The sequence below is a fragment of the Flagellimonas onchidii genome (assembly GCF_004804315.1).
In the GTDB taxonomy this organism is placed as follows: domain Bacteria; phylum Bacteroidota; class Bacteroidia; order Flavobacteriales; family Flavobacteriaceae; genus Flagellimonas; species Flagellimonas onchidii.
Map to the genome: position 1 here is coordinate 388,398 of NZ_SRXX01000001.1, position 24,395 is coordinate 412,792.

Annotated in this window: 25 protein-coding genes; 12 read left to right on the forward strand and 13 right to left on the reverse strand. The window is 38.6% G+C overall.

Annotated elements, in window-relative coordinates:
• The 5 genes from E4661_RS01600 to radC are packed head-to-tail and all read right to left on the reverse strand — an operon-like array spanning position 1 to position 4,742.
• On the reverse strand, positions 1-1,458 hold the full coding sequence (locus E4661_RS01600) for a DUF5723 family protein (protein ID WP_136465063.1): 1,458 nt from the start codon (positions 1,456-1,458) through the stop codon (positions 1-3).
• Complete coding sequence (locus E4661_RS01605) at positions 1,455-2,006, reverse strand: hypothetical protein (protein ID WP_136465064.1); 552 nt, start codon at positions 2,004-2,006, stop codon at positions 1,455-1,457. Before E4661_RS01605 ends, E4661_RS01600 begins: the two co-directional genes overlap by 4 nt.
• Positions 2,007-2,063: 57 nt before the next feature.
• Positions 2,064-2,750 (reverse strand): YjjG family noncanonical pyrimidine nucleotidase, encoded by a 687-nt coding sequence (locus E4661_RS01610; protein ID WP_136465065.1) that lies wholly within the window; start codon positions 2,748-2,750, stop codon positions 2,064-2,066.
• Positions 2,743-4,038 (reverse strand): polysaccharide deacetylase family protein, encoded by a 1,296-nt coding sequence (locus E4661_RS01615; protein WP_136465066.1) that lies wholly within the window; start codon positions 4,036-4,038, stop codon positions 2,743-2,745. The genes E4661_RS01610 and E4661_RS01615 overlap by 8 nt, the downstream gene beginning before the upstream one ends.
• 5 nt (positions 4,039-4,043) lie before the next feature.
• A complete protein-coding gene (gene radC, locus E4661_RS01620; protein WP_136465067.1) occupies positions 4,044-4,742 on the reverse strand; it encodes a RadC family protein in 699 nt (232 codons plus the stop codon).
• A gap of 52 nt (positions 4,743-4,794) precedes the next feature.
• Here radC and E4661_RS01625 point away from each other — a divergent pair, with 52 nt between their 5' ends.
• Positions 4,795-5,244 (forward strand): DUF1569 domain-containing protein, encoded by a 450-nt coding sequence (locus E4661_RS01625; RefSeq protein WP_136465068.1) that lies wholly within the window; start codon positions 4,795-4,797, stop codon positions 5,242-5,244.
• 11 nt (positions 5,245-5,255) lie between these two features.
• Here the strand turns inward: E4661_RS01625 and E4661_RS01630 are convergent, their stop codons facing one another.
• Together E4661_RS01630 and E4661_RS01635 are read right to left on the reverse strand one after the other, a co-directional pair.
• The gene (locus E4661_RS01630; RefSeq protein ID WP_205728911.1) at positions 5,256-5,405 is read right to left on the reverse strand and encodes a hypothetical protein; all 150 of its coding nucleotides are present in this window, start codon (positions 5,403-5,405) and stop codon (positions 5,256-5,258) included.
• Positions 5,406-5,501: 96 nt separating this feature from the next.
• Positions 5,502-6,857, reverse strand: a complete 1,356-nt coding sequence (locus E4661_RS01635) for a UDP-N-acetylmuramate--L-alanine ligase (RefSeq protein ID WP_136465070.1) — start codon at positions 6,855-6,857, stop codon at positions 5,502-5,504.
• Positions 6,858-7,014: 157 nt separating this feature from the next.
• On the opposite strand from E4661_RS01635, the gene E4661_RS01640 reads away from it, so the two are divergent.
• The 6 genes from E4661_RS01640 (at position 7,015) to E4661_RS01665 (ending at position 13,467) form a co-directional block, all read left to right on the forward strand.
• The gene (locus tag E4661_RS01640) at positions 7,015-8,826 is read left to right on the forward strand and encodes a gliding motility-associated C-terminal domain-containing protein (protein WP_136465071.1); all 1,812 of its coding nucleotides are present in this window, start codon (positions 7,015-7,017) and stop codon (positions 8,824-8,826) included.
• 11 nt (positions 8,827-8,837) lie between these two features.
• The gene (locus E4661_RS01645; protein WP_136465072.1) at positions 8,838-9,773 is read left to right on the forward strand and encodes a PorP/SprF family type IX secretion system membrane protein; all 936 of its coding nucleotides are present in this window, start codon (positions 8,838-8,840) and stop codon (positions 9,771-9,773) included.
• A gap of 3 nt (positions 9,774-9,776) precedes the next feature.
• Positions 9,777-11,792: an OmpA family protein gene (locus E4661_RS01650; RefSeq protein ID WP_136465073.1), complete on the forward strand. Its 2,016-nt coding sequence runs from the start codon at positions 9,777-9,779 to the stop codon at positions 11,790-11,792.
• 109 nt (positions 11,793-11,901) lie between these two features.
• The gene (locus E4661_RS01655; protein ID WP_136465074.1) at positions 11,902-12,213 is read left to right on the forward strand and encodes a cupin domain-containing protein; all 312 of its coding nucleotides are present in this window, start codon (positions 11,902-11,904) and stop codon (positions 12,211-12,213) included.
• A gap of 1 nt (position 12,214) precedes the next feature.
• A complete protein-coding gene (locus E4661_RS01660) occupies positions 12,215-13,000 on the forward strand; it encodes an SDR family oxidoreductase (protein WP_136465075.1) in 786 nt (261 codons plus the stop codon).
• A gap of 92 nt (positions 13,001-13,092) precedes the next feature.
• Positions 13,093-13,467 carry a DoxX family membrane protein gene (locus E4661_RS01665; RefSeq protein WP_136465076.1) on the forward strand — a complete coding sequence of 125 codons (375 nt, stop codon included), beginning with the start codon at positions 13,093-13,095 and terminating at the stop codon, positions 13,465-13,467.
• Positions 13,468-13,519: 52 nt separating this feature from the next.
• Here E4661_RS01665 and E4661_RS01670 read toward each other — a convergent pair whose 3' ends face one another.
• From E4661_RS01670 to E4661_RS01695, 6 genes are all read right to left on the reverse strand, one after another.
• Positions 13,520-15,577: a S9 family peptidase gene (locus tag E4661_RS01670; RefSeq protein WP_136465077.1), complete on the reverse strand. Its 2,058-nt coding sequence runs from the start codon at positions 15,575-15,577 to the stop codon at positions 13,520-13,522.
• 162 nt (positions 15,578-15,739) lie between these two features.
• On the reverse strand, positions 15,740-16,264 hold the full coding sequence (locus E4661_RS01675) for a DUF4136 domain-containing protein (protein ID WP_136465078.1): 525 nt from the start codon (positions 16,262-16,264) through the stop codon (positions 15,740-15,742).
• Between the two features lie 62 nt (positions 16,265-16,326).
• Positions 16,327-17,328 (reverse strand): GTPase ObgE, encoded by a 1,002-nt coding sequence (gene obgE, locus E4661_RS01680; protein ID WP_136465079.1) that lies wholly within the window; start codon positions 17,326-17,328, stop codon positions 16,327-16,329.
• A gap of 12 nt (positions 17,329-17,340) precedes the next feature.
• Positions 17,341-17,661 (reverse strand): GNAT family N-acetyltransferase, encoded by a 321-nt coding sequence (locus E4661_RS01685; protein ID WP_168796307.1) that lies wholly within the window; start codon positions 17,659-17,661, stop codon positions 17,341-17,343.
• Positions 17,658-17,852: a GNAT family N-acetyltransferase gene (locus tag E4661_RS01690; protein ID WP_136465081.1), complete on the reverse strand. Its 195-nt coding sequence runs from the start codon at positions 17,850-17,852 to the stop codon at positions 17,658-17,660. The genes E4661_RS01685 and E4661_RS01690 overlap by 4 nt, the downstream gene beginning before the upstream one ends.
• Positions 17,853-17,871: 19 nt before the next feature.
• The gene (locus E4661_RS01695; RefSeq protein ID WP_136465138.1) at positions 17,872-18,981 is read right to left on the reverse strand and encodes an adenylate kinase; all 1,110 of its coding nucleotides are present in this window, start codon (positions 18,979-18,981) and stop codon (positions 17,872-17,874) included.
• A gap of 119 nt (positions 18,982-19,100) precedes the next feature.
• On the opposite strand from E4661_RS01695, the gene E4661_RS01700 reads away from it, so the two are divergent.
• The 5 genes from E4661_RS01700 (at position 19,101) to E4661_RS01720 (ending at position 24,076) form a co-directional block, all read left to right on the forward strand.
• Entirely contained in the window at positions 19,101-20,261 is a 1,161-nt protein-coding gene (locus E4661_RS01700; protein WP_136465082.1) for a 5-(carboxyamino)imidazole ribonucleotide synthase, read from the forward strand.
• Complete coding sequence (gene purE, locus E4661_RS01705) at positions 20,258-20,749, forward strand: 5-(carboxyamino)imidazole ribonucleotide mutase (RefSeq protein ID WP_136465083.1); 492 nt, start codon at positions 20,258-20,260, stop codon at positions 20,747-20,749. The genes E4661_RS01700 and purE overlap by 4 nt, the downstream gene beginning before the upstream one ends.
• Before the next feature lie 359 nt (positions 20,750-21,108).
• Complete coding sequence (locus E4661_RS01710) at positions 21,109-23,136, forward strand: M3 family metallopeptidase (protein WP_136465084.1); 2,028 nt, start codon at positions 21,109-21,111, stop codon at positions 23,134-23,136.
• 57 nt (positions 23,137-23,193) lie between these two features.
• Entirely contained in the window at positions 23,194-23,697 is a 504-nt protein-coding gene (locus E4661_RS01715; RefSeq protein WP_136465085.1) for a GbsR/MarR family transcriptional regulator, read from the forward strand.
• Between the two features lie 52 nt (positions 23,698-23,749).
• On the forward strand, positions 23,750-24,076 hold the full coding sequence (locus E4661_RS01720) for a hypothetical protein (protein WP_136465086.1): 327 nt from the start codon (positions 23,750-23,752) through the stop codon (positions 24,074-24,076).
• The last annotated feature ends 319 nt before the right edge of the window (positions 24,077-24,395 follow it).

Here is a 24,395-nt window from a genome sequence, read left to right on the forward strand (position 1 = left end):
TCAATTATCGTTCCAAGATATAATATTAAATCCAAACTGTAAAGAGGCGTAGTGGCTATTGGCAATATTTTGATATCCTAACAAGTTATCTCCCAAGACATAGAAGTTTACAGGCCCCATTTGAAAATTGAGTCCCAGCCCTATATTTGTCAACGAATATTTATCAGCGGTATAAGTGGTCTTAAAGGCAAATCCACGGCCCAATCTCTTTTGAAAAAACCCTGTTACGGCCGCCTGTACGCCCCTAGGACGTTTCATTAAAAACAATTGCCCACCCAGGCTGTTTCTATAAAAAGCATCATTTTGACCGCCACTTTGCGCATTTACCCCGCAGCCACAATTTTCATTAAAAGTACTACCTTCTCCAAAATTGTAGCGGATAGATCCATATGCTTTTACAGGTCTAAACGAGATATACCCTTTTTCATTCTCTTCATAGGGAATGGCTTCTTCAATTTCATCTACCAAATCTTCCCATAGGTTATTATTCAAATTTGGAATATCCTCAGGAAGAAAAACAGAAATACCTTCGTTGTTCACATTACCACTTAGGGTATAATTTTTAAGATCCTTCGAATTATGAATGAAGCCTACATCCAAAATACTTCCTGTAATCGTGGTTCTTGGGTTTAATTGATAGGTAAATCCAGCATCAAAACCCAGTCCTAGATTACCCCCAAACAATACTCTTTTTATGAACAGGCTGGCCAAGTCTTTTTGTGTTGTACCGGTATCTTCATCTAAAATATTAACAATCTCTTCTACGCCTGAAGTTTGAAGTTGCATATCGGCAGTTACACTGGTTGTATAAATATTGTTTTGGCCTTGAGAGGTTCTAAAGGAACCTGAATTATTTATAGATTGAAATTGAAATATGCCAGAATAAATTTTAGCCCGCCCTCCAATGGTAAGGGTGTTGCTAACCTTCCGATTAATTCCAAAATGCAGCACATTTACCATCTCTCCACGAAGGCTCAAATCACCGAGATCAAAGCTTCTGCCAATATTACTCCCGCCATTCCCTTCAAATGCCAAAGCAGCTAAATCTTTTGGCCAATAGACTATAATATCGGTTTCCCCGTACATTCCAAAGCTGTAATAGTTTTCAGGTCGATTTTCACCTCTAAAACCTATATTGAATCCCTCTATTTGACTGGTAGTACTGAAGTCATCCCTTTTTCGCATGCCCTGAATCAAATGTTCTCTTACTTTGGTAGTGAAATCTACTCCATCATCAGCAAAAAGGTCGTTAACGGTTACTCCACTGGTACCAGCTTGAAATGCCAAGCCAGACAGCATAGGAATCCCTACGTGCCACTTTTCCATAGTTTTAACACCTGGATTTACCATCAAAGATTGAGGAATTTCATAAAAATCATAAAGCAACTGCTTATTTTGAGCACATATAATCTGTGCTCCAAACAAAGCTGCGAGGAACAAACAAAGACTACATCTCATTTTAATCGAAATATAAATTCGGCAGCCGATTTAAATCTCACTTTGGGTTCTGACAACCCCGACACACTTGTAGAGTCACTTTGATTGCTTCCATTAATACGAAGTGAAGTGGTATTGGTCAAAATATCGATGTTCTTATCCCCTGGGCCGTAAAAAACCTCCAAAATCAGCAAGGGAGATGGTGTGGGGTCTACATCAAACACCTGAACATCAAGAATATCACCTTCTTCATCCAAAAACTCTATGGTAAAGTTCAATGTTTTGCTCGTGGTGTTCTCGATTTCATAGATAAGCTTCCCCTCTAGCAGCCTTTCCGAGACATATTTTTCGTTAAAAGCTTCAAAGTCGACTGTTTGAGAATAGAAATTGGCAAAGCTTCCAATGTCATTTATATGAGTTTCATCGGCCTCCAGATAGAATATACTGGATGCAACGGTTGGAGTAATTTCCAAATCATCAAACTGGTTAAAGTCTTGTTTGTCAGAACATGAAAGGCAAAGAAAAAGGGTAATAGCAACCAGGGCAGGTTGAAAAAATAGTCTTCTCATAGCTTAACAAGCATTTTTTAATACAACAGTTAAAGCTGGTTATACCCTAATATAACTTTATAAAATGCTTTTTATTTCAATAAGACTGTTAATCATCTTACACAAATGATGTTTAGGTTCTTTATGTGCATTAAAGTGAAGTGTTTGCAATCCTGCAGATTGAGCTCCCATAATATCAGCTTCTATGCTATCCCCTACCATCAAGGCCTTTTTTGGGGAAACTTGGGCTTTTTGCAAGGCCAATTCAAAAATATATGGGTGGGGTTTTTTCACCCCAGCGGTTTCCGAATTGATTATTTGGTTAAAATAATGGTGGATATTGGATTCTTTCAACTTCTTTTCTTGGGTTTCTTGAAACCCATTGGTAATGATATGAAGCTTATATTTTGGAGCTAAATATTCCAGAATATCCTGAGTATGGGGGAACAAATTAGAAAAAGAAGATAAATACTCAATATACTCCAATGCCAACAGATCAATTGTTTCGTCTGAAACCGGTATATTAACCCTATCAAATGTTTTTTTCAATCGTTGGTACCGCAGTTCTGTTTTACTGATTTTATCCTCTCGATATAACTTCCAATAATCAAGGTTTATTGGCACATACGCTTCAAGGAATTTATCCAATTCAATATTTAATCGGTTTTTATAAAAGATTTTTTCAAAAGTAAGCGCTGAATTCTTCTCAAAATCCCAAAGGGTATGGTCCAAGTCAAAAAAAATATCAGTGACCTCTTTATACATAATATCGCTTTAAAAAGGATTGATAGAGGTCCAACCAGTTTATCTTATGATCACTTCCCAACAATTCATTGGAAAAGACGGCAACCAAGTCACCATTTACTTGCTTCACTTGCCTATAGATTTGATCCATTTTTTCAAACACTTGATCCTTTCTCTCAAAATTTATCAAGGCATAATCATGAACTGCAAAAGGATGCACTTTTAGTGGCTGCCTTACTTCCATATTAATGTCATAAAAATAAAAGGGAGTGCAAGTACCCGCCCGAAATCCAATCTCATGCGTATAACCCATAGAAAAATCATTGGTGAATTCAGTTTCGATGAGATTTCTATAGGTTGTTGGGACATTCACACGATTATATCGCAACCTGCAATACGAAACTGGCCTGTTAATCAAATCTGTCAATGTTCTTTTTTCCTCCTTAAGTACTTTTTTATCTGTTGAAGAAAGGAAAGAGGTACTTAGTGAAACGGCGCTGTAATCTGCAACAGATTTCACAAGGTACCGAAACTTATTGTTGTTTGGAGAAACATTTTTATCGTGTGCCGAATACTTGGCCATCTGGAAAAAAAACATCGTTTTTATGGGAAATTTTTTATGAACCTCAATCAATTCATAAAAATTATCGTAAGGATCTTTTCTAAATCCTAAAACAACTGATAGACGTCTCGCAAAACTTCGGAATCTTAAATTCCCCAAATCGAGCATGAAACCACCGAAATTTCGTGCAAAACCCCTTAGGGCATAGCAATGTGATGTGGTTACATTTATAATTGGAACAAAATTGTATTTCTTAGATTTTGTTTGAATATCGGGAAAACGCTCCTTTAAGTTCAAAAGTAATTTTTGTGCCCATAAATCTACAACCGGAAGATGTAAGAAATTATGTTGATACGCTATGCTTTCTTTCGCAGGAAACCTTCCAACGGCATCCTTTACATGGGGCAGATATTCTTCATAACGACTCAACAAATAAAAACTAGCGGAAAATATATCATAAGGTATGCTGCTCTGCTCGCCACATGAAAAAAAACAGGGAATTCCGTCCCAATCAGATATTTTTATATCCAAATCATTTATGCCCTGTTCAAAAAGCAAATCATTGCTCCGAATAAAAAACTCACTTTGTAGTGGTTGTTTGGAATAAGTGATTTTGGGCCCGGAATGTTTTATAAAATCCTCGACCTTGGTCGTAAAAATCACATTGATCCCTAAAATCCTTTCAAACAGTTGTTTGGCCGTATACGTTAGCCTATTCGTGATTTTATGGGTATAAATCAATAACATGTATACTAAAGAATTCCTTTATCAGCAAAACTTAAATAGCTATGCTGTGTCAATATTAAATGATCAAGTACTTTTATGTCAAGAGCCTCTGCTGCTTTTTTCAATTTTAAGGTAACATGCTTATCCGCTGCACTGGGTTTTATGGTTCCTGATGGGTGGTTATGGGCCAAAATAAGACCTACCGCCCCTAATTCCAAAGCTTGTTTCAACACCAACCGAACATCTACCAAAGTACCTGTAATACCGCCTTTACTCAGTTGCGACTTGTGAATGACCTTATTGGAATTGTTCAAATAAACAATCCAAAATTCTTCATGCTCCAACTCTCCCATCAATGGATACAAAAGCTCAAAGGCATCTCTACTACTTGTAATTTTACATATTATTTCAGCGTCTTCCCCTCTTCTCCTTCGTCCTACCTCCAAAGCAGCTGCAATTGAAACTGCCTTGGCTTCTCCAATACCATTGAACTGTTTTAACTGGTTTACCGAAAGTTTCCCCAGTTCATTTAAATTATGGTTGACCGATGCCAGAATGCGTTTTGATAGTTCAACCGCACTTTCACTTCTGTTTCCGGAGCCTATCAAAATTGCAATCAATTCTGCATCTGAGAGCACCGAACGTCCCTTTTGCATCAATTTCTCTCTTGGCTTGTCATCATCTGCCCAATTCTTAATGGAAAAGGACACGATTTTCTCTTGCATAGTCTAAATATAGAAGATTATTTTATGTAAATTATCATATAAATCATTTCAAATGAAATCACTGTTTGAAACCGAATCGCATTCGGAAATTTTAAGTCTCATCAACGAGTTGAACGAGTCTTCAAAAGGGTTATGGGGTAAAATGGAGGTTGGCCAAATGCTTTTTCATTGTCAATTTCCATTGAATTTGGCTCTGGGAAGATATGAAATGAAAAAACCAAACCCAATTATGAAACTAATTTTTAAAAGTTTTAAAAAGGGTTTGTACGATGATAAGTTGTGGAAGCCCAATCTACCTACGGCAAAGCCTTTTAAAGTTGTAGACAAAAAGGATTTCAGTTCTGAAAAAACCAAACTTATCACAGCAATCAATGATTTTCATGAAGAAAGAAATAGGACAAACTGGGAACCGCATCCGGCTTTCGGGCAATTCACCCATGAACAATGGGGGAAAATGCAATATAAACATCTAGATCATCATTTGAGACAGTTCGGAATCTGATTCAAACACGTTCAATCCTCATCTTCACTCTGGATCTCTTGATGTTCAATTTTGGCACGGGTATCATTAATCATTCGATCTTCCTCCAAAAAAACATTGGAAATCCCCAACATAAACGCCGCCAAGAATATCGACACAATGCGTCGAAGTCTTTTCAGCAAACTTTGGAGAAAAAAATGTGCCTGTCTTTTCACGCAGGAAAACGGTCAATTACCATTCCTTTTGCTAAAAGACTGACAAATTGCCTTTTAGAAGTTTTAATGAAAAAGCTGGTTAACCTTGTCGAAATCCAATCCACCATAGTTTCCAGAACTCATTAATAACAAAGTAGAATTGTCAAAATTTTGGGCAAAAAGATACTCTTGAAAGGCTTTGGAGTCTGTAAAGATCTTCACGTCCGCTCTTTTCAATGCTTCCGCTATCTGCTTTTCGGTCACTTCATCCAGTTGCTTGATTTTTACAGCATCTGGGGAGTAAAAAACAACAGCTTCATCTGCTGCATCTAAAGCTCCATCATATTCCTTCAGGAATTCTGCGTTCAAACTACTGTAAGTATGAAGTTCAAGACATGCGAGTAATTTTCGGTTCGGATATTGTTCTTTGACTGCTTTTGTTGTTGCCTTTACCTTACTCGGGGAATGGGCAAAATCTTTAAAAGCAATTTTGTTATCTCCCTCGGCTATTTTTTCCAAACGTTTTGAGGCACCTTTAAATGAAGCTATGGCCTCATAAAAATCATCTTCATCAACACCCATGTTCTGGCAAATCCATTTGGCTCCGGCCAAGTTGTTCAGATTGTGCTTTCCGAAAATTTCAATGGGCATTTCCCCTTCGGGAGTATCCAATAACGTTACTCCATCCACGACACGATATGCAGGGGTTGCATAAGGAAACTTCCTTATGGCATTTTCCGAACTTTCCACCACTTTTTTAACCTCCAGATCTTCTTCGTTATAGGTAATGGAGCCTCCTCGAACTATGCCATCCACAAAAATCTGGAATTGCTCCACGTAGTTCTGAAATGTTGGAAAAACGTTGATATGATCCCAGGCAATTCCACTTAAAAGTGCGATGTTGGGTTGATACAGATGAAATTTAGGCCTTCTATCAATGGGTGAAGACAAATATTCATCCCCTTCCAGAACTATGAAATCATTTTCTTCCGTAAGGTGCACCATTCGGTCAAAACCTTCAAGTTGTGCCCCAACCATATAATCCACCGGGATGTCATGATAGTTCAACACATGAAGAATCATCGAAGTTATGGTTGTTTTACCATGACTTCCGCCTATCACAACCCTAGTTTTATCTTTTGACTGTTCGTATAAAAATTCTGGATAAGAGTAAATTTTCAATCCTATTTCCTGTGCTTTAAGCAATTCAGGATTGTTTGGTTTGGCATGCATCCCCAAAATCACGGCATCTAAATCCTTATGAATCTTCTCTGGGAACCAACCAAATTCTTGGGGTAGCAATCCTTTAGCTTTGAGCCTACTCTTTGAGGGTTCAAAAATAACATCATCACTCCCGGTAATTTTGTATCCCTTATGTTCCAAGGCCAAGGCCAGGTTATGCATGGCACTTCCGCCAATGGCAATAAAATGGATTTTCATCTAAATCTATTTTGGCATCCAAAGATACTTATAGCCCTGAAAATGATGGTTTTTTAATTATCATATTTTATTGCAACCACAAAACGGGTTACCAATAAAAAATATACATTTGTAGCATAGTTATTATTTTTAATAGACCTCGATTAATGTTGTTCGTATGTTACGATACATTTATTTAGGTTTATCATTCTACAAATTCCAAACGTTTAAGGCCTTTATTGCCTTTTTCACCTTCCTCCTTTCGAATATTTCTATTGTACAGTCCCAATGCGCCGGCGGTGACAATACAATTGATGTTTGCGATAAATACAGTGACCTATCGAACAGAACTTTCAATCTATTCAATATTTTAAGTGGCGCACCTCAACCAGGTGGTATTTGGTCAACAACAAACTCTTTAAACTTAAATGCCCTAAATACAAATACTGGAATTGTTGATTTATGGAAAATAAATCGTTTTGGAGAGCATCTTTTCATCTATACCAACGAAGCCTGCGGTGAATCTGCTTCAGTGACCTTACAACTTGGCGGTTATGCAGGGGAAGATAATATAGATGGTAGTGCGAATGCCTGTAACGGTAACCCAAAAGTTAATCTTTTCAATTTTATCGGAAGTCCCGAGCCGGATGTAGTGCCAGATTCCAACGGTTTGTGGATTGGAGATCCAATGGGCAACGCTCCACCTCAGGAAACTTTGAATGGCAATCTTTTTAATGCTGAACTGGCAGACATTGGAGAATACGATTTTATATACATGGTTCCCAATGTAGGTAGTTGTCAGGGTTATAGCTCAAAGGTTAAATTGGAAGTACATCCAAAGGCCAATTCAGGAGAACCAATTGATATTGTTGTTTGCACGACAGATGATCTAAGCAGTTTTACCAATTTGGATTTGGCCACCCGATTAGTGAATGAAGATCCTTTCGGAATTTGGTCAGAAAATGGCACTGGACAGATTGACAATGAAATGGATCATTTTATAAATGTTCAGGAAATCAATCAGAATTTTGGTTATGGCGAGTATGGTTTTCACTATACCGTTTTTCCAACAAATCCGGTTTGTCCCATAGCCATGACCGAAGTTTTAATTACAATTCTGCCGGTTCTTGATGGAAATATAGATATTCCGAATTATTGTCTGGAAGAAGAATATCTGGTCACTTTAAATTATGATCAATCAATACTTCCAGACGGCTTATATGAACTTGTGTATTCAATAAACAGCACCCTAGGCGTACAGCAAATCAACACAGATATCGATTTGATCAATGGTTTAGGTATGTTCATCATCCCATCTTCTTCTGTTCCGGTCAATGAGCCTATAGAAATTGATATCATTGGAATCCAAGGGACAATGCCTGAGCAAGATGTTTGCAACAACGTCTTGGTTCAATCAAAAACATTTATGGTCTCTGACCCAACCATTCCTGACGACAACTACCTAAGTGCCAACGAACTTTTTCTCTGCCGTTTGGACAATCCAACTGTGAATGAACTCAAGGATTTAGAAAATGTTATTGATCAACAGATAGAATGGTTCGATACAGCGGAAGGAGGTGAACCATTATCCGTTCAAAATCTTTTAAAAGATAATGCCACCTATTATGCGCAGATCTATTTAGAATCTGAATGTATCATTGATCCTGAGAGGACACCAGTGACCGTTGATCTTGGTCATTGCAATCCGGAAGATTATGATTTTTACATTCCTGATGGGTTTTCCCCTAACAATGATGGACGAAATGATACTTTCTTTATTCCGAATATTGAAAAAATCTTTCCTGATTTCACCCTAGAAATCTTCAACAGATATGGAAATTCTCTGTTCAAGGGAAACATCGACAATCCTGCCTGGAACGGCTCAAAAAATGGAAAGAACATCGCCCCAAATGGAGTATACTTCTATATAGTAAGATTCAATAAAACAGGATATAATCCCAAACAAGGCAGACTTTACCTCAATCGATGAACCTGAAGTATATGAAAAGAACAAACTTCTTAGTGCTGTTTTTGTTATGGCAAATTGACTCCGTAGCACAACAGGATCCTCAGTACACCCAATACATATACAATCCTAGTGTTATAAACCCAGCGTATACCATTAACGAAACTGGAGTGCTAAACTTTGGAACACTCTATCGTTCTCAATGGACCAATGTTGAAGGAGCACCAAAAACATTGACATTTTTTGCCCATACTGCATTTAACAAAAAAGTTGAAACGGGAATATCTTTTATTTCTGACAATATTGGTAATGGCGTACTCAAGGAAAATAACATTTATGCGGATTTTGCATACATTCTTCAACTTAATGCTAAGAGTAATGTTGCCTTGGGACTTAAGGGAGGCTTTACCTCCTTTGAAGCTAACTTCAACGGATTTGTTCTACCAGAATTTCAAGATGACGATGCTTTCAACGAAAACATAAACCGTATTTTCCCTAATGTTGGTATTGGTACTTTTTACAATAAATCCAATTTTTATGTGGGTATATCAGCCCCCAACCTGCTTACAACAAAACATCTGGACAATCAAAATGAACTAAAAAGAATCGGTTCAGAAGCAATACATCTTTTCCTCACATCTGGTTATGTTTATACTTTGAGCTCTATTATAAAGATAAAGCCCTCATTTATGGCAAAGACAGCTTTAGGCTCGCCAATTTCTTTTGACACATCCCTCAATGTATTGTTTAATAATCGGTTTGAAGGTGGCCTTTCATACAGATTCGAGGACGCTATAAGTGCCATGTTCAATATGTCGATCACGCCATCAATTCGAATGGGCTATTCCTATGACCATACAATTTCCAATTTGGAAAGCTTTAGTTCAGGCTCCCATGAAATTTTTGCGCTTTTCAATTTGAATTTTTTTAGTCTTAAAAAAGGATATGACAAATCCCCAAGATTCTATTAGGTCATGAAAAAAGTGATTCCTTTTATTATTTTCTATTTAAGCCTGCAACCACTGTATACTCAAAAAGAATTGCAACTGCGAGCCAAAACTTATTTTGAACGAGCTTTTTATAGTGATGCGATTCCTTTATATGAGCAATTGTTGAAGACTGACAAAAGCCAATCCGTTTTAAAAAATTTAGCTGATTCATATTACAACACCTATAACCTGCATTCTGCGGCAAGATGGTACAAAGTTCTAATCTCAAAATACGGCCATACTGTTGATTCATCTTATTACTTTAAGCTAAGTCAGACTTTAAAGGCCATCGGCAAATATGATGAGGCCTATGAAAGACTAGAAAATTATCATAAACACAGAAACGATACTGTAGCATTGGGCAAACTAAGACAAGAGCTTCTATATATAGAGAACATAAGTGCAATCGGCAATCGATTTTCAATTAAAAACCTACCATTAAATTCTAGCACTTCGGAGTTTGGAGCTGCACGTGTTGATTCTACACTAGTCTATTCAGCCGCCAGAAAAAAAAATACTTCAACAAAAAAATTATATCGTTGGAACAACCAAAACTATTTGGATATCTATACCCATCCCATTGATAAAATATCCCACGGTGATAGTCTGAGCAAAAGCATTTCAAGTCAAATAAACACCAAGATGCATGAAGGTACTTTTGCCATTACCAAGGATAGAAAAACCATATATTTTACACGAAACAGTTTTATCAACGGCAAAAAAAGAACTGACGCAGAAAAGATTACCAATTTAAAAATTTATAAGGCCGTTTGGTTGGATAAAGGCTGGGGAAATATAACAGAATTACCTTTTAACAGTACTGAATTTTCCATTGAACATCCGGCTTTGAACAAAGATGAAACAAAGCTCTATTTTGCCTCCGATCGTCCTGGTGGGCATGGGTCTTTTGACCTGTATAGTGTAGATATATTGTCAAATGGACGATATGGAAATCCAATAAACCTCGGGAACACTATAAATACCTCTAGGAAAGAACAGTTTCCATATCTCGATTCGGAGGATAACCTTTATTTTGCCTCGAATGGTCATCCCGGGTTTGGTCTTCTGGATATTTTCTTTTCCAAATTTGATACCGGAGTTTACAAGAAACCTGACAATTTAGGATTACCACTTAACAGCGGCTATGATGATTTTTCCATTTCTTTTTATTCGAGCAAAAAAGGTTTTTTTTCCTCAAATCGACCAAACGGAAAAGGGAGTGATGACATCTATTCGTTTATAGAGACAAAGCCTTTGGTTATAGAAGATTGTCAACAATTTATAGTAGGATTCCTGACAGATCAAATCACTAACCAACCCATACCAAATGGCACAATCAAACTATTGGATTATCAAGGAAAAACCATAACAGAGTTATTGACAGATAACAATGCCCAATTTAGCTTTGCCATTGAGTGTTCATCATCTTACACCATATTCGCAAACAAAGAAGGGTATCAGGATAACTACAGGAATGTAGCAAGCACCAAAGTGCGTAAAAAAGCTTTAGATGGCTCCCTCCAATTATTGCCACTAAAAGAAGTTAAAAAGCAGCAACTAATCCAGGCACAAAAAAACAAAGAGGCCAAAATAAAGGATGCTATCGAACGAGAAGATGCATTGGTCAAAGAAAAAAATAGGACCATAATCAAAACTCAGGAAATTCACTTTGATTATAGTTTATGGTATCTTAGAAGAGAGTCCCGGGAACGCTTGCAGGTAGTTGTCCAAGTTATGACCGACAATCCCAATATCATAATTGAAATTGGCACGCATACCGACATTCGTGGTAATGAAAAGTATAATAGGAATCTTTCTCAAAAGCGTGCCGATGTCGTAAAAGAATTCTTGATAAGCAAAGGTATCACACCAAATAGAATAATCGCCAAAGGATATGGAGAATCACAACCTATTGTAAAATGCAAGACTGAAAATGATTGTTCCGAAGAAGATCATGAATGGAATCGAAGATGCGAATTTGTAATCAAAAGATGGGATTAAAACTCATCTCCTTAATCTTGTGGGGGATATTAAACAAACATTGCTGCCCCCCAAGTACAAACTCAGATACCATCTTATTAATTGCTACCTTAGGTTAAAATTGAAAAAAATGAACTTATCCAAAATTCAATCCAAAGAAATAATGCCGGGTTATCATGGTAAAATGATTCACGGTGAAACCATGACTTGGGCTTTTTGGGATGTGGAAAAAGATGCTGAAGTACCGGAACACTATCATGTTCACGAACAGATCATGCATGTTTTGGAAGGTACTTTTAAATTTACTGTTGGCGGAAACACCAATGTCCATAACCCTGGTGATGTAGTAATCATTCCTTCGAACGTTCCACATAGTGGAAAAGCATTGACCAATTGCAGGTTAATGGACGTTTTTAGTCCGGTAAGAGAAGAATACAGATAGTATGAAAATATCACTTTTAGGAAAGAATGCACTTGTCGGGGGAAGCAGCAAAGGCATTGGTGAAGCTATTGCCAGACAACTTGCCGAAAGCGGGGCCAACGTTACCCTCATGGCTCGAAATGAGGACCGTTTGAAACGAATTGTTTCAGAACTCCCTTCAGAACATAGGCAAAAGCACGAATATATTATAGTTGATTTTTCTGATTTTGAGAACTTCAAAGGAATCATTACTTCTTTTTTTAAACAAAATTCGGTAGATATCCTTGTGAACAATACGCAGGGACCACAGGCAGGAGGGGCCTTGGAAAAAAAGGTAGAAGATTATCAAAACGCCTTTGACCTCCTATTCAAATCTGTTGTGTTGACCACTGAGTTAGCGTTGGACAATATGCAGAAAAAGCAGTGGGGAAGGGTCATAAACGTGGCATCAGTTTCGGTCAAAGAGCCCTTGAATTATTTGGCATTATCCAATTCCATAAGGGCTGCAGTGGTCACTTGGGCAAAAAGCCTTGCCTTTGATGTAGCTAAAGATGGCATTACAGTGAACAATGTACTTACTGGTTATTTTGATACCGACCGTATAGCTCAGTTAAATGAAAAAAAAGCAGAGAAAATGGGAGTTCCATTTAGTGAAGTACGTTCAACCATGGAAGCCCAGATTCCTATGAAGCGTATTGGCAAACCTGCCGAATATGGTTATTTGGTCGCGTTTTTGGTGTCAGAGCAAGCTGGGTACATCACGGGCACCAACATTCCCATAGACGGTGGTTTGTTGAAATCGCTATAACCTTTTTTTAATATCGAAACAAATTCGTGTTAAAATTATCAAATTTGTAAATTTTAGTTAATTTTATTGTTTAACCACTAAAAATTAACTTTATGAATTCAAAAGTTTTCATGGTAGCCCGAATTCTTTTAGGATTATTCGTTCTTACCTTTGGCTTAAACAAATTCTTTGGTTTTATTCCTTTTGGAGAAATGCCGGAAGCAGCAATAAGCTACTTCACCGGCCTGGGCCCAACCCATCTTCTTAAACTTGTTGGAGTTATTGAAATCTTAGCTGGACTCGCATTCATTTTGAACAAGTATGGTTCACTTATGGCGCTTATTCTAATGAGTGTTTCAGTAAATGCTGTACTGTTTCATGCCACATTGGCTCCAGATGATATTTGGGGCGCTCTATTACTGTTAGTTTTGAATATTGTTGTTCTTATCGGATATAAGGACAGATATAAAGAAATTCTCCGACCTTAAAGCAAATTAAAAAGGAGCCTTTTAGGCTCCTTTTTAATAGATTTCAAATCTTTTAATCCTTTAAAGGTGTTGGAATTTCTTGCTTGCCCAAATGCTTGGCGTAAAAGCCCAGCATAGCTTTGTAGAGTTCCAATCTGTTCTCTTCTTTTCCAAACCCATGGCCCTCATCGTATTTTACCATATAAGGTACATCATACCCCTTATTTCTTAGGGCACTTACAATTTGGTCAGATTCATCGATGTTCACCCTTGGATCATTGGCGCCTTGCACAACGAAAAGTGGTTTTTTTATTTTGTCAATCTGATAGACCGGAGATACTTCCTCCATAATCTTTTTCTCTTCAGGATTGTCCTCATCGTACCAAATCTCCTTTATGATTTTCAAATAGGGTTTCCAATATGGCGGAATGGTCTTCATAAAAGTGAATAGATTGGAAACACCCACGTAGTCAACCCCACATGCATAGAGGTCGGGTGTTTTGGTCAACCCCCTTAACACGGCATAACCTCCATGACTACCCCCATAAATGGCCGCTTTACTTCCATCTACCCATCCTTGATCAATGACATATTTTAGTCCATCTTCCACGTCATCCATAGCCTTCCTTCCAATTTGTTTGAAGCCTGACTCCAAAAACTCTCTTCCGTAACCACCCGAAATTCTAAAGTTCACCTGTAGCGTTGCATACCCTCTACTAGCAAATAATTGAGACTCTGGATTAAAACCCCAAGAGTCGCGAATACCTTGCGGACCACCATGCGGGTTCACAATAACCGGTACTTTTTGACCAGCCAAAGCGGCTTTTGGCAAGGTAATATATCCATGCAATGTGATTCCATCACGACTTTTAAAGGTAATTGGTCTCATTTCGGCCATATCTTCTTCCTTCAACTGAGGCATGGTGTTATATAGTTCTTTGAGTTGATCTTTGGCTACATCATAGGCATAATACACCCCATAAAGCCTATCACTACCTACATATACCATAAGCAGATTCTCATCTTCGGTAGTATCTAAGACACTGTATGTTTTTTCAGGAAGTTCCTTACTAACTTTTTTATGCAATTTTTTATATGGTTCACTGACAGGAACCACAATGGCTTTCTCTCCTTCGTATTCAAAATAATCAATGGTATAATCCCTTGTGCGCGAAACCCCAAGGTCTTGTACATCATAGTAATCATTGGTGAATACTTTTTCAATGAGTTTGTCCTCCTTTAAGTCATATAGGACAATTTCGGCCTTATCACTTTCCAAATTGGAGAGCATGTAAGCATCGTGGGGATTATCAGTAGCATAGTTGAAATCCAAAATATTAAAATTATCCTTCCAATTAAGGCTCTTTATCAATTTGTAACCTCCATTTCCATCTTCATAATATACATCTTGCTCCACACCATCCCTAATCTTCACATATCCTTTGAGATTGCCATTTTTATCGAAACTATACCCGTAAATAGGGTTGGCCGCATCATCATTGCTAAAAAGCTGGGTCAACTCTCCAGTATTCAGATTTACTTTGTAGGGATCAAAAACCTGGGGATTGTTTTTGTTCATGACAACTATAATATGGTCTTTATCCTCTCGTAACAGTTCAGTGAATTCTGCTCGAACCCCATCAAAAGGAGTTAAATCCTTAAGGTTATTTCCATCCAAGTCTACAGCATAAATGTGGTAGTTTTCATCACCACCTTTATCCATGGCATAGTAAAGTCTACTATTGTTCAACCACCCGTATCCCCGTACCAGTTCATCTTTTTCCTCTATAGCTCGTTTTGCTTCACCAGTCTTGATATTCTTGACATATATATGTTGCTTTCCATTTTCATCACTTTCACGATACGACAGGTATTTACCATCTGGAGAAAATCGGAATGTAAAAGCCTTTGGATTGGCGAAATAGTCCTCTACCGAATATCTGTAATCTCCCTGGTCCAAGGTGGCCAAGGATTTTAAGTCTTCTTCGGAACTGGCCAATTCGGGTCGTCCCGGTAACGTTTTTTCTTCCTTTCCAGCATCCTCCGTTTGCTCCTGTGCATATGATCCAAACCCTGTCAAAAAAAGCAAAAGCAGACCATATACATACTTCAAGTTAAATGTTGTTTTCATATGTGTTGAATTAATTGTTTTTGATTGAATACTGAAGTTGATCTTTAATAAGACCGTATTTACATCTTTTTGTTACATTTTTAACATAAAATAAATGTAATGTGGCAAGTATTTCTGAAAAATCACATTATGATAAGCGGCAAATAACCATGGTCCAATGGTTTACCTTTTTTTAGGCGGGTATTTTGAGAACACCTTTTGCACAACTGCCCTTAATCTTTCTTCGCGAACACTGGGAGAGGCATTGTCCCTGTATCCACTTTCACTGCTGGCTTGCCAAAAAAGGGCATCTTTTTGGGAGTCGACAAAATCAAATTGTATTTGACGTTGAATCCCAGAATTTCCAAGAGGTAATCCAAGGGAAACACCACCACCGACATTCCTTCCCGTTCCCCCAATTCCAACTCCAACGGAATTGTTTGGAGCGTTGCGGTATTCACTACTAAGAATATTGACAAAAAAATCGGGCTCTTCTGATAACAGATAACCTTTGGATTGTAGAATGGAATCCAAAATCCGAATTAATCTTCTTTCATCCAATTCACTTAAACCGGAATCCAAATCCGAAAAATAATTGTAACTGGAATAATTGGAAAAGTTGGTGGCCTTATCATAATCATATTGCACCCTAATCCCGGCGCATGAGGCCAGTAAACCAAGAACAACTATGAAAATAGAATATCGCATCCCTTATATCAACTATCTTTAAAGGTAGTCAATATTTAATCTCGTAAGTAAAGTGGAGGATTTTATTCGTTCAACAACTCCCAGAGCTGATCCTTTAGCTCTTGGATTCCTTGTTGGGCCACGGATGAAATAAAAAGATACGGCACATTTTCAAGGTCTTTGTCCAGCTCTACCTTCATTTCTGCTTGAAGCTCTTCATCAAGCATATCGCTTTTGGAAATGGCCACCAAACGCTCCTTATCTAAAAGTTCTGGGTTGTAACGTCTTAGTTCATCCAACAAAATTTCGTACTCTTTGGAGATATCATTGCTGTCTGCTGGAATCAGAAAAAGTAAGGTGGCATTACGTTCAATATGTCTTAGGGAGTAGTGTCCCAGGCCCTTTCCTTCAGCGGCACCTTCGATAATCCCTGGAATATCGGCCATTACAAAACTTCTAAAATCGCGATACTCAACGATACCCAAATTCGGTTTTAATGTAGTAAACTCGTAATCTGCTATCTTGGGTTTCGCAGAGGTCATTACCGAAAGTAAGGTGGATTTTCCCGCATTGGGAAATCCTACCAGTCCTACATCCGCCAATACTTTAAGTTCAAGCGTCACCTGTAACTCTTCGCCGGGAATCCCAGGTTGGGCATACCTTGGTGTTTGGTTGGTAGGGCTTTTAAAATGCCAATTGCCCCTACCTCCTTTTCCACCAGCCAATACAATCTTTTCCTCTTGGTCTTCGGTAATCTCAAAAATCACCTCATTAGTCTCGGTATCCCGGATTACAGTTCCTAAAGGCACTTCAAGATAAACGTCAGCTCCATCGGCCCCGGTACTTCTATTTTTACTACCATGCTCACCATGACCTGCCTTAAAGTGTTTTTTGAACTTATAATGCACCAAGGTCCAAAGGTTTTTATTACCCTTTACGATTACATGTCCACCGCGGCCACCATCTCCACCATCGGGTCCACCTTTGGTAATATATTTTTCACGATGTAAGTGTACTGAACCCTTTCCTCCATTTCCGGAAGCTAGGTTCACTTTTACATAATCGACAAAATTACCTTCGGTCATAACTTTATTACTTTACAACACCTTTTGGATTATATAGGTGATATCATCATTCCCTGACTCAACTTTTCTATCAACTTTTAAAGAAAGGGAACCCAATTTTTCCACTGCTTTTTGAGACCTACGGTTATCCTTGTCCACAAAAAATAAAATTCGGTCTACATGTTGAAAGGCATACTCCATCATTAGTCTTTTTACCTCTCCATTGTATTGCCCTCCCCAATATTTTCTGGCCAGAAAGGACCAACCTATCTCTGCGGCATTTTTAAAATTTGGTCTTAACTTGAAACGGGAGCTACCAATGATGTCTCCCGATTCCTTCGTTAGAATTATCAAGGCACCTTTAGAGTCCAAAGAATCCTTAAAAAACCCAGAAAACCCAGATAATGTAAATCTTTTTTATCTGGATGCTGTTCCCAAATCTTGGAATCCGATGCAATCTGAAAAAGCAAATCGAAATCCTCTTTCACCAAGGGTCTTATTCTCACCAAATCACCTTCTAAAGTGGGTTGTAGATCAAGGCCCATGTACTTTTGGTATTAGAGTTTAAGCCAGCGCGTCAATTACCGTGCTCAATCGCTCGGTAATTTCCAATATTTCTCCGATTCCATTTACGGAATGGAATTTACCCTGCTTTTCGTAGTACGCCTTTAAAGGAGCTGTTTTTTGATTGTACTCGTCAAAGCGATTGCGAATCTTACTTTCGTCTTGATCATCGGAACGCCCACTTTCTTTGCCACGTTCCAGTAAACGTGAAACAAGAATATCATCCTCAGCCTCTAGAGCAATCGTAGCGTCCACCTGCATATCCTTGGATTCCAAAAAGTTATCCAATGCCTCTGCCTGGGCTGCAGTTCTCGGAAATCCATCAAAAATGAATCCTGAAGCTTGTGGATTTTTCTCTACCTCATCCTTAAGCATGTCAATGGTGACTTCATCGGGCACCAAATCTCCTTTATCAATATAGGATTTGGCCAATTTACCAAGTTCCGTCCCATTTTTAATATTGTATCGAAACACATCCCCAGTAGAAATGTGTTTTAAGTTGTATTTCTCCTTCAAAAACCCTGCTTGGGTTCCTTTGCCTGCGCCTGGCTTTCCAAAAAGCACTAGGTTGATCATATTTGTCTGGTTTAATTGGTATACTTCTCTTAAATTTCTTCCCAGTTCATTGTAATCCAGTCCATATCCTACAATAAAGGTGTCCGGTATCTCCAATCCCACATAGTCTATGGCATATTCGCCATTGTAGATTTCAGATTTGTAAAACAACGAAGCAATCTTGAACTCTTTGGCATTGGTCTGGGAAAACAAATGCACAAGTTTTTTTAAAGTCCGTCCTGTATCAATAACATCCTCAAGAATGATAATGCTTCGACCTTCAATGTTCTCCGGCACATCCAACAAGGTTTCTACAATACCCGTGGAAGTAAGTCCCTGATACGAACTTAAACGCACGAAAGAAACCTCACAAGGATATTGATAGGCTTTAAGGAAGTCGGAAACGAACATAAAAGCTCCGTTGAGCACACCCACAAAAATGGGCACCTCATCTTTGTAATCATTCGCGATTTGGTCAGCCATTTTATTAATGGCCTCCAAAATCCGATCCTCACCCAAAAAGGGCTTAAAGACTTTGTCATGAAGCTTTATCAACTTGCCGTTCATTTACAATAGGTTGGCAAAGATAACATTTTTAAAAGGCTAATTACCTTGAGTTTTTATCCCTTCATGGAATTCGCTTATTTTTGCTTTCATTCCAATTCAAAGGACCAATGCATTTTTTCTCTTCCAGTTTTAAACTTGGTATTTTAGGAGGTGGGCAATTAGGTAAGATGTTGCTTTATGAGACCCGAAAATGGGATATCTACACCAAAGTTATGGATGCTTCGGACGAAGCCCCCTGCCGAATAGCTTGCAACGAATTTATAAAGGGAAGCCTCCTTGATTTTGATGCCGTTTACAATTTCGGCAAAGATGTCGATGTACTTACCATTGAGATTGAAAACGTAAACGTGGACGCTCTAGAAAAACTGGAGCAAGAAGGTATCAAGGTTTTTCCTCCAACCAAAGCGTTGCGAACCATTCAAAATAAAGCCACTCAAAAACTGTTTTACACGGATCACGATATTCCAACCGCGCCTTTCACCCGATTTGCTTACACTTCGGAAATATCCGATAGTGTCGCCAATGGTGGTCTTCGGTTTCCTTTTGTTTGGAAAAGCGCCCAATTTGGTTATGATGGCCAAGGTGTTAAAGTGGTAAGGAAAATAGAAGACCTAGAAGGCCTACCCAATGTGGAGTGCATTGCAGAAGAGATGGTCAATTTTAAGAATGAACTGGCAGTGATTGTGACCAGAAACGAAGAAGGAGAGGTCGTAACCTATCCTGTAGTTGAAATGGAGTTTCACCCAGAGGCCAATCAGGTAGAATATGTTATTTGCCCAGCGCGAATAGATTCAGAAGTATCCAAAAAGGCTCAAGAAGTTGCTCTCAGGGTCTCAGAGTCAATTGGTCATGTAGGACTGCTTGCCGTCGAAATGTTCCAGACCCAAGACGATGAAATTTTGGTCAATGAGGTTGCTCCAAGGCCGCATAACAGTGGACATTATAGTATTGAAGCCAGCTATACCAACCAATTCGAACAACATATTAGGGCCGTTTTAGGATTGCCTTTGGGAAAAACCGGGAGCAAGGTAGCGGGAGTTATGGTAAATTTGGTTGGGGCCGAAGGCTATACAGGCAATGTGGTCTATGAAAACATGGAAACCATATTGAATATGGAAGGAGTGACCCCGCATATTTATGGCAAAAGCCAAACCCGTCCGTTCCGCAAAATGGGGCATGTAACCATTGTCGATGAAAATATGGCCAGGGCACGGGAAATAGCCCAAGAAGTAAAGCAAACTATTAAAGTTATATCGGATAAATCATGAGTAAAGTAGCCGTTATTATGGGAAGTACCAGTGACCTCCCTGTTATGCAAGATGCAGTTGATATTTTAAAAGGATTCGATATTGAAGTCGATGTGGATATTGTTTCGGCGCACCGAACACCCGAAAAACTGTTTGATTTTGGAAAAAATGCACATAAAAATGGTTATGCTGTGATTATTGCAGGTGCCGGTGGGGCAGCCCACCTTCCTGGAATGGTGGCATCACTTTCGCCATTACCCGTCATTGGCGTTCCAGTAAAAAGCAGTAATTCTATTGATGGTTGGGACTCCGTATTGTCCATTTTACAGATGCCCGGGGGCGTACCTGTTGCCACTGTAGCTCTTAATGGAGCTAAAAATGCCGGAATCTTGGCCGCCCAAATCATCGGCAGTGGCGATAAATGCGTCCTGGACAAAATCGAGGTTTACAAACAGGGCCTCAAGGAAAAAGTGATTAAGGGAGCTCAAGAGGTTGGAGGAAAGAAATAAGAAGTATTTTTATTCTTCATTCATGAATTTAAAATACCAGAAATGAGCATGCCCACATTAATTTGTAGCATTTTCGCCTTAATCTCATGCATTGTACTTTTATTTATTAAAAAACAGCTTGTCAAGCCCTTTTACAAAAGCATATGGAGGGCTGCATTTATTTTTTTTAGCGCTTATCTATTAATCCAACTAATTGTCCTTTTTCGGTGGGAATTTGTTTTGCCCCCTCAAAGGATTGCTGATACGGGCAGAAATTTTGCTTTTATCACTGGAGCCATTCTTGCTGCCTTGATCACTATTCCAATTATATCGATAGATCTAATTTTGACCTATCGAAAAATCCAAAAGTCTAAAAATCCATGAACAACCCCCTATTATCCGATTTTGATACGGCTCCATTTGAACAAATCGAAAACGAGCATTTTAAGCCCGCTTTTTTGGAAGCCATTGAAAGTGCCAGAAAGGAAATTGATGCCATTGCAAACAATTCAGACCAGCCCACTTTTGAAAATACCTTAAAAGCTTTGGATTTCTCCGGTCGTCAACTAGATCGTATTTCAAGTGTATTTTTCAATCTTAACTCGGCAGAAACCAACGAGAAAATCCAGCAAATTGCTCAAGAAGTTTCGCCTTTGTTGTCGGCATTCAGTAATGACATCACCCTCAATGAAGCGCTTTTTCAACGTATCAAGTCTGTTTATGGGGAAAGGGAAAGCTTAAACCTAAGTCCAGAGGAGTACACTTTATTGGAAAAACGATACAAAAGCTTTAGTCGAAACGGTGCTAATTTAGGGGAGGAAGAAAAAAAACGGCTGCGTGAGATTGATGCAGAACTTGCCCAATTAAAACTAAAATTCGGCGAAAATGTGCTCGCGGAAACCAATAAATATAAATTGCTACTGGCCAATGAGTCTGATTTGGATGGATTGCCAGATGGAGCAAAAGAGGCTGCAGCTCAATTGGCCAAGTCCAAAGACAAAGAAGGCTGGTTAATTACTTTGGATTACCCCAGCTACATCCCTTTTATGAAGTATGCCAAAAACAGGAAGCTTCGTAAGGAACTTTCATTGGCATTCGGAAGCAAAGGGTTCCATGGTGATGAACTGGACAACCAAGAAAATGTACTGCGAATTGTTGCCTTGCGACATGAACGGGCCAATCTTTTGGGGTATGAAACCCATGCCCATTTTGTTTTGGAGGAACGAATGGCGGAAACACCTGAAAAGGTGTTGAACTTTTTGAACGAATTGCTCGAAAAGGCCAAACCTGCTGCTCAAAAAGAGTTTGCCGAACTCGAAGTATTCGCCAAAGATTTGGATGGCATTGATCGGTTGGAAAAATGGGACAGTGCCTATTATGCTGAAAAATTGAAGCAGAAGTTGTTCAATTTGGATGATGAAAAGCTCAAACCCTATTTTAAACTTGAAAATGTCATAGATGGTGTGTTCAAAGTGGCAGAAAAATTGTTCGGGCTTACCTTCAAAGAGGTATTTGACATAGAAAAGTATCATGATGAGGTCAAAACCTTTGAAGTTTATGACGAATCCAACAATTTTATCTCACTATTTTATGCTGATTTCCACCCTAGACCAGGGAAACGTGGAGGGGCGTGGATGACCTCTTATAAACCACAATACAGATTAGATGGGCAAAATAATCGTCCGCACATATCCAACGTATGCAACTTTACCAAACCTACGGCAACCAAACCCTCTTTACTGACATTTAACGAGGTAACCACGCTTTTTCATGAATTCGGACATGGTCTGCACGGTATGTTGGCCAATACCACCTATCCTGGGCTTTCAGGTACTTCGGTGTACTGGGATTTTGTGGAACTTCCCAGTCAGGTCATGGAAAACTGGTGCTATGAGAAAGAAGCATTGGAACTTTTTGCGTTTCACTATAAAACTGGCGAGTTAATTCCTATGGAATTGGTTGAAAAAATTAAGGAGTCGGCTACCTTTCAAGAGGGAATGGCCACCCTTCGCCAATTAAGTTTTGGTTTTTTGGATATGGCATGGCATGGAAGCGATCCTTCGCCGATACAAGAAGTGAAAACATTTGAAAACAAAGCTTTCGAAGGGACCAACCTTTTTCCCGAGACTCCAGAAACCTGTATGAGCACTGCTTTTTCCCATATTTTTCAAGGTGGCTATTCTTCAGGGTATTACAGTTACAAATGGGCCGAGGTGCTGGACGCAGATGCGTTCGCTTACTTCAAAGAGCACGGGATTTTCAACAAGGAAATTGCAGATAAGTTCAAGGAGCATGTGCTCTCAAAAGGAGGAACAGAAAACCCAATGACACTTTACAAACGTTTTAGAGGTGCCGAACCCAAAATAGAACCCCTTTTAGAACGCGCTGGACTTCTGGAATCTCAATAAGGTTGTTAAACTTTCAATTATTTCTGAAAGTTTAAAAAATATTGTTACCTTTGTTACATGGAATTTGTAGAAGCAAAGCAGAAGTTTATCAGTACCTGGGGTAGTTTGGGCTCTTTATGGGGCATCAACAAGGCCATGGCTCAGATACAAGCATTGCTTTTTATTTCCCCAAATCCCCTGAGTACAGAAGAGATTATGGAGGAGTTGCAAATCTCCAGGGGCAATACCAGCATGAATGTTCGTCAACTTATCGATTGGGGAATCGTGACCAAAGAACTGAAAACCGGTGAACGTAAGGAGTATTTCTCCACGGAAAAAGATGTGCATGAACTTGCTCGAATTATTGCCCGGGAACGCAGTCGAAGGGAAATTCAACCGGTAATCAAAACCTTGAAAGAAATCAGTTCCATTAAAAGTGATGGAAATCCATCCAGCGAAGAACTGATCAAACAAACCAAAGCACTTCACGAAATGGCGGAAACTGCAGACCGCTTATTGGCCAAAACCGTGGAACTAAAACAAAACTGGATAAGCAATGCCTTGATCAAACTAATGAAATAATTTTTTTGACATAAACTTTCAATTTTTTCTGAAATTATAAAATATTGTAAAAATGACTAAGCTATATAAAATAAACCTAGTTTTTGTGATACTAACCCTTGTTCTCTATTTAACCGTTTATTTAGGATTGCTTTTCTCAATAGTCTTAGGCGGTGTACAAGTAATCATGAGTCTCATCATGCTTTACAATTTCAAAAAGTTAAGCGAAACCAATAAAGTGCTCTTTATCATTTATTTGATTCCAACTGCAACCATATTGGTTTTGATTGCAACAGACAACTATGGAGACATTAACTACATTATGAAATTTGCTGTAATCCCCATGATGTTGGCATTCTTGCATTTATACATCACTTACAGAATAAAAAATGAACTATAACATCCTTACATATATCATATATCTCCCCATTATTGTTTTCATAATGATAAAGGTAGGTTGGTTATTTTACAAAAATGGCGAGGTCTTCCTGTTCCATCTTTTTCACATGGATATCCCGCTCGCAAAAAGTATCAACAAACTTCTTTTAGTTGGATACTATCTGACCAATATTGGATATGCCATAATCACAATTACATACTGGAAAAATATAGGAAGCGTACTAGAGATGCTCAACTCTCTATCCTTTACACTGGGCAAGATAATCTTGCTTTTATCCATTATGCATTATAACAACATTTTTTGGCTTAAATACATACAC